This is a genomic window from Nitratidesulfovibrio termitidis HI1, assembly GCF_000504305.1.
GTDB classification, from domain to species: domain Bacteria; phylum Desulfobacterota; class Desulfovibrionia; order Desulfovibrionales; family Desulfovibrionaceae; genus Cupidesulfovibrio; species Cupidesulfovibrio termitidis.
Genome location: NZ_KI632512.1, coordinates 3862891 through 3876084 on the forward strand (window position 1 = coordinate 3862891; position 13194 = coordinate 3876084).

General features: G+C 65.2%; 8 protein-coding genes. 6 read left to right on the forward strand and 2 right to left on the reverse strand.

Annotated elements, in window-relative coordinates:
• Window positions 1-22 precede the first annotated feature (22 nt).
• Window positions 23-1891 (reverse strand): chorismate mutase, encoded by a 1869-nt coding sequence (locus tag DESTE_RS15410; protein WP_051384503.1) that lies wholly within the window; start codon window positions 1889-1891, stop codon window positions 23-25.
• Window positions 1892-2775: 884 nt separating this feature from the next.
• Here DESTE_RS15410 and aprB point away from each other — a divergent pair.
• The 6 genes from aprB (at window position 2776) to DESTE_RS15440 (ending at window position 10973) form a co-directional block, all read left to right on the forward strand.
• Window positions 2776-3279: an adenylyl-sulfate reductase subunit beta gene (gene aprB, locus DESTE_RS15415; RefSeq protein WP_035068573.1), complete on the forward strand. Its 504-nt coding sequence runs from the start codon at window positions 2776-2778 to the stop codon at window positions 3277-3279.
• 42 nt (window positions 3280-3321) lie between these two features.
• Window positions 3322-5319, forward strand: coding sequence for an adenylyl-sulfate reductase subunit alpha (aprA, locus tag DESTE_RS15420; RefSeq protein WP_035068575.1), 1998 nt, complete (start codon window positions 3322-3324; stop codon window positions 5317-5319).
• Window positions 5320-5467: 148 nt separating this feature from the next.
• Complete coding sequence (locus DESTE_RS15425) at window positions 5468-6706, forward strand: CoB--CoM heterodisulfide reductase iron-sulfur subunit A family protein (protein ID WP_035068577.1); 1239 nt, start codon at window positions 5468-5470, stop codon at window positions 6704-6706.
• Between the two features lie 6 nt (window positions 6707-6712).
• Window positions 6713-8977 carry a hydrogenase iron-sulfur subunit gene (locus DESTE_RS15430; protein ID WP_035068580.1) on the forward strand — a complete coding sequence of 755 codons (2265 nt, stop codon included), beginning with the start codon at window positions 6713-6715 and terminating at the stop codon, window positions 8975-8977.
• Between the two features lie 13 nt (window positions 8978-8990).
• On the forward strand, window positions 8991-10145 hold the full coding sequence (qmoC, locus tag DESTE_RS15435) for a quinone-interacting membrane-bound oxidoreductase complex subunit QmoC (protein ID WP_035068582.1): 1155 nt from the start codon (window positions 8991-8993) through the stop codon (window positions 10143-10145).
• Between the two features lie 84 nt (window positions 10146-10229).
• Window positions 10230-10973, forward strand: coding sequence for a hypothetical protein (locus tag DESTE_RS15440; protein ID WP_035068584.1), 744 nt, complete (start codon window positions 10230-10232; stop codon window positions 10971-10973).
• Window positions 10974-11678: 705 nt separating this feature from the next.
• Here DESTE_RS15440 and DESTE_RS15445 read toward each other — a convergent pair.
• Window positions 11679-13136 (reverse strand): RtcB family protein, encoded by a 1458-nt coding sequence (locus tag DESTE_RS15445; RefSeq protein WP_051384504.1) that lies wholly within the window; start codon window positions 13134-13136, stop codon window positions 11679-11681.
• Window positions 13137-13194: the final 58 nt, after the last annotated feature.

Sequence of the window (13194 nt, forward strand, 5' to 3'; positions counted from 1 at the left end):
CTGGGCCTCCAACTCGGGGATGCTATTCGGCAATGATGCGTCGTCGAGCGGGCTTGGCGCCGTCATCCTTCTGCTCCTTGGGCTTGCGCGGGGCGTTTTCGGGCGAGGGCAGGCCGTTGTACAGCGCCCAGAAGCCCGGCATCAGCTCGGTCACGTTGCCGGGGTTGGACAGGTGCAGGCCGGGGCGCAGCAGCGCGCCCAGCGCCAGCCCGAATGTCCAGGATGCAGTGGGGCTGGCCCAGGGCGAACCGTTGGCCGGGGCCTTGGAACCGGCGGCCACCACGGAGCGCAGCACCGGCTGGCCCGCCTCGGTGGCCAGGGCGAAGCCCAGCTGTTCGGCAAAACTTTCCGCCGTCACGGTGTCCACTCCTTCGGGCAGGAGCGGCGCGGGCGCCACGTCCACCTTGGCCGCGCGGGCCGTGGCGGCGGCAAGGGCCAGCGCCAGCGGGGCGTAGTCGAGGGGCAGGGCAGAGGCATCCAGCGGAGCGGTGGGCGCGGGGGCGGCCTGCACCGAAGGCTTCATGGCGGGCTTGGCTGCCACGCCCTTGGCGTCGGCGGTGACCACAAGGCCCGTGGCGCGCAGCAGGTCCAGCACCTGTGCGGCGTGCGGCTGCGTGGCGTCCCAGGTGCCGGAAAGGCGGGCCTCGCCACCGGTGAAGGCGGGCATGGCCAGCATCACGGCGGCCACCAGTGGATCGATGCCCATGGTGGGGGCCTTGGGCACGCGCAGCTTGGCGGCGGGCACGGGGGTGACACGCACGGACAGGGCGTCGTCGCCGGTTTCGCCCAGCGTGGTGACGCCTGCCTTGCAGGTGTGCAGCAGGGGCAGCACTTCCGCGATGCAGGCGGCGGCATTCGGGTGACCGGCGCAGTGCAGGGTGATGGGTGCGTTCCAGAACGGGGCGGCAAGCAGCAGCGCGGTCAGCGCGTCGGCGGGCAGTTCCGCCGGGATACGCACCTCGTCGGGCAGCACGCCGGAACATTCCAGGCGCACCGGCAGGCCGGACGACTTGGGCACCACGGGGGCCAGACGCGCGCCGAGCAGCGGCAGGAACTGGCGCAGGGCGGTGGTGTCGGCCATTTTCAGGGCCGGGCCACCGGTGAACTTGACCTTGCCGACGGCGCCCAGGGACAACGCGGCCAGCAGGTGGAAATTCAGGGAATCGTCGCCCGCGTAGATGACCTTGTCGGTGAACTCCAGCGGGTCGCCGCCTTTGCTGCGCACCAGGGAATCGCCTTCCCACGACAGGTGCGCGCCCGCCTGGTTCAGCGCCTTCACGGCGTCGATCAGGTGGTCGCCCAGCATGGCGCCCTCTATGTCGGCCTCCGCACCGGCGGCAGCAGCCAGGGCCACCCACAGTCGGGTGGGGCGGACGGCCAGCGGTCCATATATATTGATGGAGACGGGGCGGCGCGGCGGGGCAAGGTTGAAGCTGGGGCGCACTTCGCCTTCGGGGCTGCGCTCCTGCATTTCCACTTCCTGCAGCAGGGCGAACAGCTGGCGCACGAAGCGCGGGTCGCGGCTGACGCGCGCAGCGGCGCTTTCCCACGCCTCGCGCAGCTGCTTTTCGGCCACGGTGTCGCGCGCGGGCGCGGACGACACGCCGGGGCGGCGGCTGCCGCGCACCTTCTGGAAGAGGCGGGCGCGCTTGGCCAGCAGGCGGATGATGTCGCGGTCGAGCTCCATGATGGTCTCGACCAGCGACTGGCCGGAAGCGGGGCGGCCCTGGCCGGGGCGGGCCGGGCGGCCAGTTCGGGCAGGGCGTTCGGGGCGATCGCCCCTGTCGGATCTGTCGGAATGGGCAGGGCGTTCGCTATGTTCGAAGCGCTCCGGCTGGGACGCGGCATCCCGTTCCGGACGGCCGGACGGGGAATCGTTGTTGTCGTGCATGGGGGAACCTGTGTTGGGATGGTGATGTGGCGTACCACCTAGCCCGAAACGTGCGCTTCGGCAAGTGGCAAGGCCCGCGGCGGGCCGCGAAGGTGTGGTATGCATGCTGCGGCAAGGCCGGGGGGCATATCCGGATGCGTGGTCCGGATTGGCGCGTGCGGGCTGGGGGGGGGCGTCTTGCCCTGGTGAGTGCGCCCGCACCATGCACGGGTGCGCCGCCATCCGCTTGACACAAGACGCACATGTTCGGCGTAGGCGAGGCTGTGGGGTGGGCGCGTTTTTATTTCAGCGTGTTGTCGGAGAATGTCCGCCTCATGCCCGCAACCCTGCGCGGAGACGGGGTGCCCCCCGGTGACGTTTCAGCGGCATGCGCATACCGTCACAAGGGCGTCGCATGGGTGTCGCGGCGGCATGTAACTGCTTGTTTGAACAGTCATAGCCGGGGGGTCCGGTCAGGAATCGGTCCGATCCGCCATTGTTCAAAACCCGTTTGGAACGGTCTTTCGTGAAAAAATGGATAAAAGGCCGAAAAACGACGGGGGACGCTCTTGAAACTCTGCCTGCTTCACGATACACCGCAAGGGGCAGTGCGGCGGGCCTGATCCCCGCTGGCAGCGCAACGTGGTGAAATAACCATATAAATCACGCAAAAACAGGGCAATGGCGTATCCTTGTGAAGGGTTTGAACAAGTTGCTTGACACTATCAGGCCACATTGTTAAATCAGTCACAAGCAACACGATCAGGCCGCTAGAGGGCGATGCAGTCCGAAAAGGCAGGCTCCCGAACCTGCTTTTTCAGCCTCCATCGACATGATGGTGGGATCCGCATGGGTTGAGGCTGACAAGGTATAACCCCTTAATTCGCTGAGTTGGAGGATAAGGTATGCCGACTTATGTTGATCCGTCCAAGTGTGACGGCTGCAAGGGTGGCGAAAAGACCGCTTGCATGTACATCTGCCCCAACGACCTCATGATCCTCGACCCCGAGGCCATGAAGGCCTACAACCAGGAGCCCGAAGCCTGCTGGGAATGCTACTCCTGCGTGAAGATCTGCCCCCAGGGCGCCATCACGGCCCGCCCCTACGCCGACTTCGCGCCCATGGGCGGCACCTGCATCCCCATGCGCTCGGCCGACTCCATCATGTGGACCGTCAAGTTCCGCAACGGGAATGTGAAGCGCTTCAAGTTCCCCATTCGTACCACCCCTGAAGGCTCCATCAAGCCCTTCGACGGCAAGCCCGAAGCTGGCGACCTGGAAAGCGAACTGCTGTTCACCGAAACGGCGCTCATCGCTCCCAAGGTTGCCCTGGGCGAAAAGGCCGCGATCAGCGATGCTGACATGAGCCAGTGCTGGTATGAAACCGGTTGCGAAGGCGGCAACCGCTAGTCCGGAACCCACCGCAAGTCATTGCGATAAGGAGATTTAGCTATGCCGATGATTCCCGTTAAGGAACAGGCGAAGGGTGTGGCCATCGCCGATCCCATCGTGAAGGAACATGACGTCGACATTCTCATCGTCGGCGGTGGTATGGGCTCCTGCGGTACCGCGTTCGAAGTCGTTCGCTGGGCCGACAAGTACGCTCCCGACCTGAAGATCATGCTGCTGGACAAGGCCACCCTCGAGCGCTCCGGCGCCGTTGCGCAGGGCCTGTCCGCCATCAACACGTACCTCGGCAAGAACGCCGCCGACGACTACGTGCGCATGGTCCGCACCGACCTCATGGGCCTCGTGCGCGAAGACCTTATCTTCGACCTTGGCCGTCACGTTGACGATTCCGTGCACCTGTTCGAAGAGTGGGGCCTGCCCTGCTGGATCAAGGACGAACACGGCCACAACCTCGACGGCGCCCAGGCCAAGGCCGCCGGCAAGTCGCTGCGCAACGGCGACGAGCCCGTCCGCTCCGGCCGCTGGCAGATCATGATCAACGGCGAATCGTACAAGTGCATCGTGGCTGAAGCCGCGAAGAACGCCCTTGGCGAAGCCCGCATCATGGAACGTATCTTCATCGTGAAGCTGCTGCTCGACGCCAACACCGACAACCGCATCGCCGGCGCCGTGGGCTTCAACCTGCGCGCCAACGAAGTGCACATCTTCCGCACCAACGCGATGATGGTTGCCTGCGGCGGCGCGGTGAACGTGTACAAGCCCCGCTCCACTGGTGAAGGCATGGGCCGCGCCTGGTACCCCGTGTGGAACGCCGGTTCGACCTACACCATGTGTGCCCAGGTCGGCGCCGAAATGACCATGATGGAAAACCGCTTCGTGCCCGCCCGCTTCAAGGACGGTTACGGCCCGGTCGGCGCGTGGTTCCTGCTGTTCAAGGCGAAGGCCACCAACTACAAGGGTGAAGACTACTGCGCCACCAACCGCGCGATGCTGAAGCCCTACGAAGATCGCGGCTACGCCAAGGGTCACGTCATCCCGACCTGCCTGCGTAACCACATGATGCTTCGCGAAATGCGCGAAGGTCGCGGTCCCATCTACATGGACACCAAGACCGCCCTGCAGAGCACCTTCGCGAACATGACCCCCGAACAGCAGAAGCACCTCGAGTCCGAAGCCTGGGAAGACTTCCTCGACATGTGCGTGGGTCAGGCCAACCTGTGGGCGTCCATGAACATCCAGCCCGAAGAACGCGGCTCGGAAATCATGCCCACCGAACCTTACCTGCTCGGCTCGCACTCCGGCTGCTGCGGTATCTGGGTGTCCGGTCCGGACGAAGCCTGGGTGCCCGAAGACTACAAGGTGCGCGCGGACAACGGCAAGGTCTACAACCGCATGACCACCGTCATGGGCCTGTGGACCTGCGCCGACGGCGTGGGCGCTTCCGGCCACAAGTTCTCCTCCGGTTCGCACGCCGAAGGCCGTATCTGCGGCAAGCAGATGGTCCGCTGGTGCATCGACCACAAGGGCTTCAAGCCCGCTGTGAAGGAAACGGCCGAAGAGCTGAAGCAGCTCATCTACCGTCCTTACTTCAACTACCTGGCTGGCAAGGACGCCTCCACCGACCCGGTGGTGAACCCGACCTACATCAGCCCCAAGAACTTCATGATGCGCCTCGTGAAGTGCACCGACGAATACGGCGGTGGCGTGGGTACCTACTACACCACCTCCGCTGCGGCGCTGGACACCGGCTTCGCGCTCATGGACATGCTGGAAGAAGACTCCCTCAAGCTGGCTGCTCGCGACCTGCACGAACTGCTGCGCTGCTGGGAAAACTACCACCGTCTGTGGACCGTGCGCCTGCACATGCAGCACATCCGCTTCCGTGAAGAGTCCCGTTACCCCGGCTTCTACTACCGTGCCGACTTCATGGGCCTCGACGACTCCAAGTGGAAGTGCTTCGTGAACTCCAAGCATGATCCCAAGAAGGGCGAAACGAAGATCTTCAAGAAGCCCTACTACCAGATCATTCCCACCGAATAGGTGAGCTTCAGGGGCGGTTGCGGCAAGCCGCAACCGCCCCTTTCTCCTTTCACCCGGACGGCCTAAGCCGGGGCAGTAAGCATGCCTTATTGTCTGGGCTTAGGCCGTTTTGACGAAGGCCCGATAAACTGTAGGGAGGATAGCGAGAATGTCGAACTCCATACTCGTCGTCGGAGGCGGTTTCAGCGGACTTACGGCCGCCATTGAAGCCGCGGAAGTCGGCTATGAAGTGTACATCGTCGAGAAAACACCATTTCTTGGCGGGCGGGTTGCGCAGCTGAACAAATATTTCCCCAAGCTTTGCCCTCCCTCCTGCGGTCTGGAAATCCAGTTCCAGCGCATCAAGAAGAACCCCCGCATCAAGTTCTTCACCCAGGCGGAAGTGACCGCCGTGTCCGGCGATGCCGGCAACTACACCGTAAAGGTGCACATCGAGCCGCGCGGCACCGTGCCGAGCAGCGCCGATCTTTCCCTGCTCGCCTCCTCCCTTGAAAGCGACGTCGACAACGAGTTCGAACTGGGCCTCGCCAAGCGCAAGCCGCTGTACATGAGCGTGCCGTTCGCCTTCCCCAGCCGCTTCGTGCTCGACAAGGCCGCGCTTTCCCGCGCCGACGAACTGAAAGTCGGCAAGAGCGCGTTCTGCGACATGAACGAAGCCCCCCGCGACATCGAGCTGAATGTGGGCAGCATCGTGGTCGCCACCGGGTGGAAGCCGTACGACGTGACCAGGCTTTCCAACCTTGGCGCGGGCGCCTTCGCCAACTGCGTGTCCAACATGCAGCTGGAACGTCTGGCCTCTGCCAGCGGCCCCACCGGCGGGCAGATCAAGCGCCCGTCCGACGGCAAGGCCCCCAAGAAGGTAGCCTTTGTGCAGTGTGCCGGTTCGCGCGACCAGAACCATCTGAACTACTGTTCCTACATCTGCTGCATGGCCTCCCTCAAGCAGGCCCTGTACGTGCGCGAGCAGTACCCCGACGCGGAAGTGACGGTGTACTACATCGACCTGCGTACCCCGGGCCGCTATGACAAGTTCCTGCGCAAGGTGAAGGCGGACGAAAAGATCGCCCTGGTCAAGGGCAAGGTTGCCGGCGTCGAGGAAGACGCCGCCACCGGCGATGTCATCGTCGAGGTGGAAGACGCGGTGAAGGGCGAAAAGCGCAAGCACCGCTTCGACCTCGTCGTGCTGGCCACCGGCATGCAGCCCAGCCTCGCTGGCCAGAAGCTGCCCTTCGATGTGCCCGTTGACGAAGAAGGCTTCATCGTCGGCGGCGAGGAAAAGGGCATCTTTGCCGCCGGGTGCGCCCAGAAGCCGCTCGACGTGATGCGCACCGCCCAGTCCGGCACCAGCGCCGCCCTGAAGGCGATTCAAACGGTGAGAGGGAGGTAATACAGAATGGCCACCAAAATTGGCGTCTATTTCGACCAGTCGAGCATCGGCGGCGGTCTCGACCTTGAGTCCCTTGCCGACACCGTGGGCGGCAAATGGGGCGATCTCACGCCGGTCTGCAAGGTCTTTCCCGTCCTTGCCGACAAGAAGGCGCGTGACGAGATCGCTGCCGACATCGAGGAAGAAGGGCTGGACGGCGTGCTGCTGTGCGGCGCTTCGCCCCGCGTGGACTGGGACCTCTATGACTTCGACGGCGTGCTTGTGGACCGCGTGAACCTGCGCGAGCAGGGCGTGATGAGCTACAAGAACCCCGACGGCTCGCTGGCCGACCCCGAAACGGCCCCCGAACTGCTTGAAATGCTGGTCACCGACTACGTCAACATGGGCGTCGTGCGGCTGCAGAAGACCACCGAGCCCGACGGTTCGCCCTCCGAGGGCGTGCGCCGCATCCTGGTGCTGGGCGGCGGCTGGACCGGCCTGACCGCAGCGGTCAACGGTTCGCTGGCCGGGCATGAAGTGGTGCTGGTGGAAAAGGACGAAGTCCTGGGCGGCCGCGCCCTGGGCCTTCTGAAGACCGTGCCGCTCAGCCACCCGTACACCGACGTGCACGACACCGGCATCGAAAAGAAGATCGCCGCCGTGCAGGGTGACGACAACATCACCGTGTACACCAAGGCCACGCTGGCCAAGCTGTCCGGGCAGCCCGGCGACTTCACCGCCACCATCGCCCTTGCTTCCGGCGAACAGGAAGTGAAGGTTGGCGCAGTGGTGCTGGCCACCGGCTGGCAGCCGCAGGACACCAAGGTGCTCGAACCCTTCGGGTACGGCAGCCTGCAGAACGTGGTGACCGCCGCCGAATTCGAAAAGATGGCCAAGACGGGTGCCATCACCGCCCGCCGCGTGGCCTTCATCCTGAACACCGCGCTGGCAGAACCCGCCGATCCCTACGCCGAACTGTGCGCCCCCGAGGCCCCGGCCGAAGCCCCCGCCCCGGCGGAAGGCGAAGCCGCCGCCCCGGTCGTGAAGGACCACGAAAGCGTGCGCCACCTGCCCATCTCCAACGCCATCAGCAGCGTTGTTGCCCTGAAGCAGGCCGGTTACGTGTGTGACGCCTTCGAAGGCGGCCAGGCCTTCATCCTGTACGACAGCATGGTGGTGCAGGGCATCCACGAGCGGTTCTACAAGGCCGCGCAGGATCGCCTGGGCGTCATGATGTCCAAGGCGGACATCCGCTCCGTCACCCAGGCCGCCGACGGCAGCCTGAACGTGCTGTGCGACCATACCCTGATCGGCGACGATATCGAGATCAACGTGGACATGGTGGTGCTGCCCACCGGCATCGTGCCCGCCACCGCGAAGGATCCCATCGTCAACTTCGACTACCGCCAGGGCCCGGCCTTCCCGGATCTGGAGCTGTTCGAAGGCTACGCCGACTCGAACTACATCTGCTTCCCCTACGAAACCCGCCGCACGGGCGTGTACGCCGCCGGTTGCGTGCGCCAGCCCATGATGCTGGATGCCGCCGAGGAAGACGCCGTGGGCGCCACCATGAAGGCCATCCAGTGCATCGAATCCGCCAACAAGGGCGTTGCGGTGCACCCCCGCTCGGGCGACCTGTCGTACCCGCTGTTCAACTTCGTCCGCTGCACCCAGTGCAAGCGCTGCACCGAGGAATGTCCCTTCGGCGCGCTGGACGACGATGAAAAGGGCACGCCGAAGCCCAACCCGGCCCGCTGCCGCCGCTGCGGCACGTGCATGGGCGCCTGCCCCGAGCGCGTCATCTCCTTCGCCAACTACAATATCGACCAGATCGGCTCCATGATCCGCGAGATCAACGTGCCGCCGGACATGAAGAAGGGCGGCCCCCGCGTCATCATCCTGGCCTGCGAGAACGACGCCTACCCCGCGCTGGACATGGCCGCGCTGCGCGGCAAGCACTGGAGCCCGTACGTGCGCATCATTCCCGTGCGCTGCCTTGGCTCGGTCAACGCCATCTGGGTTGCCGACGCCATGTCCAAGGGCATCGACGGCGTGATGATGCTGGGCTGCAAGTACGGCGACGACTACCAGTGCCACTTCGTCAAGGGTTCGGAAATCTGCAAGCGCCGCAAGGAGAACATTGCCGAGACGCTGAACCGCCTTGGCGTGGAACCGGACCGCGTGGAGCAGTACGAAGTCGCCATTGACGAGTACGACAAGCTCCCCGGCGTGATCGAGGACTTCATGAACATGATCCTTGAGAAGGGTCCGAACCCGTTCAAGGGGTACTAGGAGGAGATGGAAAATGGCTCAACCCGTCAGGATTCAACCCGATCTTGAGTTCGTCAAAGAACTGCAGGCAGTCGGTGGCGAATCGCTCAAGAAGTGCTACCAGTGCGCCACTTGCAGCGTGGCCTGCCCCATCTCCCCCACGAACAACCCCTATCCCCGCAAGGAGATGGTCTGGGCCTCGTGGGGCCTGAAGGACAAACTGCTGACCGACGTGGACATCTGGCTGTGCCACAACTGCGGCACCTGCTCCGACCTGTGTCCCCGCGGCGCCAAGCCCGGCGACCTGCTGGCCGCCCTGCGCAACATGACCTACGCGCGGCTCACCCAGCCCTCCATCGTGGGCAAGTGGCTGTCCTCGCCCCAGTACCTGCCCATCCTCATCGCCATTCCCGCCATCCTGTGGGCGGTGGTGTGGATGATCATGGCCGGCGTGAACGGTTCCGTCTTCCCCGAAGGCGAAATCGTGTACGGCAAGCTGTTCCCCGGCGACTTCACCATCGACCCCATCTTCGTGCTCACCTTCTTCACGGCGGTGGGCATCCTGTGGAAGGGGACGAAGAACCTTCTCGCCTCGTTCCAGCCCGAGGGGCGCACCATGATGCTCGGCAAGACCAAGCACTGGACGCTGCACCTCGTCGACGTGATTCTCGAGGAAGTGCTGACCCACTCCAAGTTCAAGGACTGCGGCGCGGACAAGTCCGACCGCAAGGTGGGCCACATGACCCTCATGTATGCCTTCGTCATCCTGGCCATCGTCACGGGTGTGGTGGCCGTGGGGCACTGGGGCGGCAAGGTGATTCCGGCCATCGAGATCCACACGCCCATGCCCCTGACCTTCCCGGTCAAGATCCTGGCGAACATCGGCGCGGTGATGCTGCTGATCGGCCTCGCCGTGCTCACGGTGCGCCGCAGGGCCCTGGACCCCATGAAGACCGGTTCGAGCTACTACGACTGGTACCTGCTGGGCGTCATCTGGGTTGTGGCCGTCACCGGCGTGCTCTGCGAACTGCTCCGCCTCGCGGGCATCGCTCCGGTCGCGTACAGCATGTACTACCTGCACCTTGTGGCGGTGTGGATGCTGTTCGCCTACCTGCCGTGGTCGAAGCTCGGCCACCTTGTGTACCGTACCGCCGCGCTCACCTACGTGCGCGCCATGGGCCGCCGCTAGCGGCAGAGAAGGCGGCGCGCGAGGGTGCGCGCCCGGCCGGAACAACGAACCGAGAAGTCATTCTTCCGATATCAGGAGGCTGCAATGTCTGACGAAGGTCGCAGAGTGTTCAAGATGGAAACCGTTCTCGGCCTGGTCGCCGGGAAAGCCGGTGCCGACGTGTCCGACCTGCTGGGCTACCTGGCCCAGCGCGCCCTGGCCACCGAAGAAGAAGCCGCCGTCGCCCCCATGGCCAAGGGCTGGCTGTACAGCCAGAACCCCGCGTTCATGCAGTGCGGCGAAGCCGAGGGCAATTACGACGACTGGGTGAAGAAGCAATGTGGCCGCCTGGGCGACAACGTTTCCCTGCAGCCCATTTCCGCCGCGGAACTGGCTGGCATCAGCGTGGTGCTGGACAAGATCGCCGCGCTGAAGGCCAACGTGGCCGACCTGGAAGAATCCGTCGCCGGGCTCGAGGCCCAGGTGAAGGACCTGACCCCCTTCAAGGGCCAGGCTGCCGACCTTGAGAAGAAGCTTGGCCAGTCCGAGCAGAAGGTCCAGAGCCTGAACGGCGACATCGCCAACCTGAAGAAGGAACTGGCGCCCTTCAACGGCAAGGTGGCCATTGACGAGAAGGAAATCGAGTCCAGCGTGAAGGACATCGTTTCCCGCGCCGTCAAGGACGCCCTGAAGGCCCTGCCCGTGGCCGCCGCCGGCGCCGCTGGTGCGGCTGCCGCCGAAGGCGATGCCGCTGCCGGGTTCGATGCGCCCGCCGAGGAAACCGGCGGTGTGCCCGATACCTTCGGCTTTGGCGCTTCCGGCGCCAGCGACGACGGTTTCGGTTTCTAGTCGCCACGCGGTTTGAAGCCGCGAGGCGGCTGCGAGTCGCCAAGCGGTTTGTTATGAGAAGAGAGCGCCCGGTCGGTATGGCCGGGCGCTTTTTTTGTTTTGCGGAAGAAGAGAAGGGAGAAGAGATGAAAGGCGATGTCGAGCCTTGATGGGGGCGGTTTCTACGAAGACAGTCGTGCGTTGTTGAATACGCTCGATTTCGTTATGCCTCCGGCGGGCAAGGAGCCATGGAACGATGGCCCCTTGCATCCCCGCGTTCCAGGGCTCCGCCCCTTGGAACCCCGTGTCGTCATGCGCGGCGTTCCTGTGGTCGGCAGCTTCCCTGCGGCGCAGGGCGCCTCCGGGTGATCTGCCGACGGGAACGCCAATACGCGCATGGCTCTCGCAGGCATGGCGGAGCAAGGGTGCCCGTACCTCAGGCATCCTGCACCGCATTCCCTGCCGGGCAGCTTCCCTCTGCCAAAGCGCCTTCGGGTGATCTGCCCGGCGGAATGCGATGTGCGCGGTGCTCTCGCAGGCTTGGCGACGCGAGGGTGCCATTACCTGCGCCCTCGCTGCGACGCATGTGCCGCCGCCAAGGCACGGCGTCACACGCTTCTACGCGTGGCACGTCTCCTTTGAACATCAGGGGGGGAGCGCTTTGTCCTGCCGTTTTGTGTGAGGCGGAGCGGCGTGGAGAAGTTGGCGGGTGCATGAAGAGGACGGTCACCCCTTCAGCACCACCAGCGGGCGGAAATGGTCGATGATCCGTACCAGCACGCCGTCCTGCGCGGCCAGCACCTCAGCGATGGGTTTGTAGGCGTCCGGGGCCTCGTCCAGCACCCCTTTGTCGGTGCGGCAGGTAATGCCGCGCATCTGCGACTGGAACCGCTCCAGCGAAATGGTGCGTTGCGCCTGGTTGCGGGACATGCGGCGGCCCGCCCCGTGCGAGGCCGAGGACAGGTATTCGGCATTGCCTAGCCCTTCCGTGACGTACACCCCGTCCCGCTGGTTGGCGGGAATGATGCCGGGCTGGCCCGGGTCCGCAGGGGTTGCGCCCTTGCGATGCAGCACCAGCGGCGTGCCGGATGGGCCGGGTTGGTCAAGAACCACAGCGTGGTTGTGGTTTTCGTTGACCATGCGGCCCAGCAGCAGGGAAATTTCCTGTTCGGAAAGAGGGGGGTGGGTGCAGGAAACCGGAGAAGCCGGAGAGGCAGTGCCGGATGGGGCCGGGGTGGGCGTGGGGGAGTCGGGCGCGGAAGAAGGGGAAAGAGAGGCGGCGGCGCCGCTGGCGCGCTTGCGCGCGGTCCCGGCCAGTTGCCGGTGCACGTCGGCCAGTGCGCGCAGGGCGTGTTCCAGCATCAGGCGGCGGTTCAGCAGCGCGTAGTTCAGCGCCCAGTCCATGTCCTGCCGGTAGGCGCGGCCAAGGCGCGAATCCAGCGGGAACAGCCTGCCCTGCTTCATGTACCATGCCCCGATGTCCCAGCCGGAGCGGCGCGAGCCGGAATGCACGGTGACGCCTATCTCGCCGCGTTTGTTCACCCCCACTTCGAGAAAGTGGTTGCCCCCACCCAGGGTGGCCAATTGGATGGACTGGCGCGCATTGACCGCCTCGGTCAGTTGCGCGTCGCCGCTGGCGCTGGTGAAGCGTGGCAGGTCGTATTCGCCGGGTGCGCGGGTGGCCGTGCCCACGGGAATGGCCAGCCGCAGCCGGTCGAACAGCAGTTGCCGCGCGGCCTCGTCGGGCAGCACCTCGTCCACGGGCAGGCCGGTATTCACGTGGCACATGCCGCAGCCGATGTCGTAACCCACGAAGCTGGGGCTGATGTGTCCGTCCAGCAGGGCCACCCCGCCGATGCACAGGTCGTAGCCCGCGTGGGCGTCTGGCATGACGGCCAGATGCACCATGCAAGGCAGGGACAGCGCGCTCTCGATCTGGTCCCGGGTGGCGGCATCAAGCCGGTCCGGCGGGATGGTCAGGGACAGGCGCGGCGGCGCGTGACGTACTCCGGTGCAGGTGGCGTAGGCCATGCGGTCGGCAGGGGGCGCGCCGGATGCGCGCCGCTGGCCGCGTTCACGGCGGGAATCGTCGGTGCGCGGTTGCGCGCCCTGCTTGCCGGTGTGCTCATTGCGCCCGTTGCGTCGGTCGCGCCCGTCGCGCGTGTTGTGTGTCTTGCGTCCCATGCCCCATCCATAGGGCAGGCGATGCGGGCGGGCAAGGCGTGAGCGCCCGTGCGCGGCG

Coding starts and splice junctions, on each gene's coding strand:
- DESTE_RS15430 (WP_035068580.1), top strand. CDS start 6,713: ATGGCCACCAAAATTGGCGTCTATTTCGACCAGTCGAGCATCGGCGGC.
- DESTE_RS15440 (WP_035068584.1), top strand. CDS start 10,230: ATGTCTGACGAAGGTCGCAGAGTGTTCAAGATGGAAACCGTTCTCGGC.
- aprA (WP_035068575.1), top strand. CDS start 3,322: ATGCCGATGATTCCCGTTAAGGAACAGGCGAAGGGTGTGGCCATCGCC.
- qmoC (WP_035068582.1), top strand. CDS start 8,991: ATGGCTCAACCCGTCAGGATTCAACCCGATCTTGAGTTCGTCAAAGAA.
- aprB (WP_035068573.1), top strand. CDS start 2,776: ATGCCGACTTATGTTGATCCGTCCAAGTGTGACGGCTGCAAGGGTGGC.
- DESTE_RS15425 (WP_035068577.1), top strand. CDS start 5,468: ATGTCGAACTCCATACTCGTCGTCGGAGGCGGTTTCAGCGGACTTACG.
- DESTE_RS15410 (WP_051384503.1), bottom strand. CDS start 1,891: ATGCACGACAACAACGATTCCCCGTCCGGCCGTCCGGAACGGGATGCC.
- DESTE_RS15445 (WP_051384504.1), bottom strand. CDS start 13,136: ATGGGACGCAAGACACACAACACGCGCGACGGGCGCGACCGACGCAAC.